Consider the following 3367-nt stretch of genomic DNA (forward strand, 5'->3'; position numbering starts at 1 on the left):
GCAGATAGGGGTTTCGGAATTTAATCTTGACGATGACCTACTCTCACATGGGGAAACCCCACACTACCATCGGCGATGCATCGTTTCACTGCTGAGTTCGGGATGGGATCAGGTGGTTCCAATGCTCTATGGTCGTCAAGAAATTCGGGTACTGAGTCGTGGCCAGTTGGCCTCGCTTCAGCAAATTGGGTATGTAATAGTCAGTGCGTTTTGTGAGTCGCAAACTTTCGGTTCGTTTCGTCTTCACACACCGCAATCTGATGCTCTTTCGAGTAGTCAAATTGCTTGGGTGTTATATGGTCAAGCCTCACGGGCAATTAGTATTGGTTAGCTCAACGCCTCACAGCGCTTACACACCCAACCTATCAACGTCGTAGTCTTCGACGGCCCTTCAGGGAACTCAAGGTTCCAGTGAGATCTCATCTTGAGGCTAGTTTCCCGCTTAGATGCTTTCAGCGGTTATCTATTCCGAACATAGCTACCCGGCAATGCCACTGGCGTGACAACCGGAACACCAGAGGTTCGTCCACTCCGGTCCTCTCGTACTAGGAGCAGCCCCTCTCAAATCTCAAACGTCCACGGCAGATAGGGACCGAACTGTCTCACGACGTTCTAAACCCAGCTCGCGTACCACTTTAAATGGCGAACAGCCATACCCTTGGGACCGGCTTCAGCCCCAGGATGTGATGAGCCGACATCGAGGTGCCAAACACCGCCGTCGATATGAACTCTTGGGCGGTATCAGCCTGTTATCCCCGGAGTACCTTTTATCCGTTGAGCGATGGCCCTTCCATACAGAACCACCGGATCACTAAGACCTACTTTCGTACCTGCTCGACGTGTCTGTCTCGCAGTCAAGCGCGCTTTTGCCTTTATACTCTACGACCGATTTCCGACCGGTCTGAGCGCACCTTCGTACTCCTCCGTTACTCTTTAGGAGGAGACCGCCCCAGTCAAACTACCCACCATACACTGTCCTCGATCCGGATAACGGACCTGAGTTAGAACCTCAAAGTTGCCAGGGTGGTATTTCAAGGATGGCTCCACGCGAACTGGCGTCCACGCTTCAAAGCCTCCCACCTATCCTACACAAGCAAATTCAAAGTCCAGTGCAAAGCTATAGTAAAGGTTCACGGGGTCTTTCCGTCTAGCCGCGGATACACTGCATCTTCACAGCGATTTCAATTTCACTGAGTCTCGGGTGGAGACAGCGCCGCCATCGTTACGCCATTCGTGCAGGTCGGAACTTACCCGACAAGGAATTTCGCTACCTTAGGACCGTTATAGTTACGGCCGCCGTTTACCGGGGCTTCGATCAAGAGCTTCGCGTTAGCTAACCCCATCAATTAACCTTCCGGCACCGGGCAGGCGTCACACCCTATACGTCCACTTTCGTGTTTGCAGAGTGCTGTGTTTTTAATAAACAGTCGCAGCGGCCTGGTATCTTCGACCGGCGTGGGCTTACGGAGCAAGTCCTTCACCCTCACCGGCGCACCTTCTCCCGAAGTTACGGTGCCATTTTGCCTAGTTCCTTCACCCGAGTTCTCTCAAGCGCCTTGGTATTCTCTACCCAACCACCTGTGTCGGTTTGGGGTACGGTTCCTGGTTACCTGAAGCTTAGAAGCTTTTCTTGGAAGCATGGCATCAACCACTTCGTGTTCTAAAAGAACACTCGTCATCAGCTCTCGGCCTTAAGATCCCGGATTTACCTAAGATCTCAGCCTACCACCTTAAACTTGGACAACCAACGCCAAGCTGGCCTAGCCTTCTCCGTCCCTCCATCGCAATAACCAGAAGTACAGGAATATTAACCTGTTTTCCATCGACTACGCTTTTCAGCCTCGCCTTAGGGACCGACTAACCCTGCGTCGATTAACGTTGCGCAGGAAACCTTGGTCTTTCGGCGTGGGTGTTTTTCACACCCATTGTCGTTACTCATGTCAGCATTCGCACTTCTGATACCTCCAGCAAGCTTCTCAACTCACCTTCACAGGCTTACAGAACGCTCCTCTACCGCATCATCCGAAGATGATACCCGTAGCTTCGGTGTATGGTTTGAGCCCCGTTACATCTTCCGCGCAGGCCGACTCGACTAGTGAGCTATTACGCTTTCTTTAAAGGGTGGCTGCTTCTAAGCCAACCTCCTAGCTGTCTAAGCCTTCCCACATCGTTTCCCACTTAACCATAACTTTGGGACCTTAGCTGACGGTCTGGGTTGTTTCCCTTTTCACGACGGACGTTAGCACCCGCCGTGTGTCTCCCATGCTCGGCACTTGTAGGTATTCGGAGTTTGCATCGGTTTGGTAAGTCGGGATGACCCCCTAGCCGAAACAGTGCTCTACCCCCTACAGTGATACATGAGGCGCTACCTAAATAGCTTTCGAGGAGAACCAGCTATCTCCGAGCTTGATTAGCCTTTCACTCCGATCCACAGGTCATCCGCTAACTTTTCAACGGTAGTCGGTTCGGTCCTCCAGTTAGTGTTACCCAACCTTCAACCTGCCCATGGATAGATCGCCCGGTTTCGGGTCTATTCCCAGCGACTAGACGCCCTATTAAGACTCGCTTTCGCTACGCCTCCCCTATTCGGTTAAGCTCGCCACTGAAAATAAGTCGCTGACCCATTATACAAAAGGTACGCAGTCACCCAACAAAGTGGGCTCCCACTGCTTGTACGCATACGGTTTCAGGATCTATTTCACTCCCCTCTCCGGGGTTCTTTTCGCCTTTCCCTCACGGTACTAGTTCACTATCGGTCAGTCAGTAGTATTTAGCCTTGGAGGATGGTCCCCCCATATTCAGACAAAGTTTCTCGTGCTCCGTCCTACTCGATTTCATGACTAAGAGATTTTCGCGTACAGGGCTATCACCCACTATGGCCGCACTTTCCAGAGCGTTCCGCTAATCTCAAAGCCACTTAAGGGCTAGTCCCCGTTCGCTCGCCACTACTAAGGGAATCTCGGTTGATTTCTTTTCCTCAGGGTACTTAGATGTTTCAGTTCCCCTGGTTCGCCTCTTGCACCTATGTATTCAGTACAAGATAACCATCTTATGATGGCTGGGTTCCCCCATTCAGACATCTCCGGATCAAAGTCTGTTTGCCGACTCCCCGAAGCTTTTCGCAGGCTACCACGTCTTTCATCGCCTCTGACTGCCAAGGCATCCACCGTATGCGCTTCTTCACTTGACCATATAACCCCAAGCAATCTGGTTATACTATGAAGACGACATTCGCCGAAAATTCGCATGCTCTCTTAATTAAGAGCAACTCACAAATTTTACCTTAGCCTGATCCGTTACCAGTGAAAGTAACGTTCAGTCTATCTTTCTATCACATACCCAAATTTTTAAAGAACGATCTAATCTT

Annotated in this window: 2 rRNA genes; both read right to left on the bottom strand. The window is 50.9% G+C overall.

Going from position 1 to position 3367, the window contains the following annotated elements:
• Positions 1-24: 24 nt before the first annotated feature.
• A 5S ribosomal RNA gene (rrf, locus tag CKW07_RS25000) occupies positions 25-140 on the bottom strand.
• A 156-nt stretch (positions 141-296) separates the two neighbouring features.
• Positions 297-3190 (bottom strand): 23S ribosomal RNA (locus CKW07_RS25005).
• Positions 3191-3367: the final 177 nt, after the last annotated feature.

The organism is Pseudomonas sp. Irchel s3b6 (assembly GCF_900187415.1).
GTDB lineage: Bacteria > Pseudomonadota > Gammaproteobacteria > Pseudomonadales > Pseudomonadaceae > Aquipseudomonas.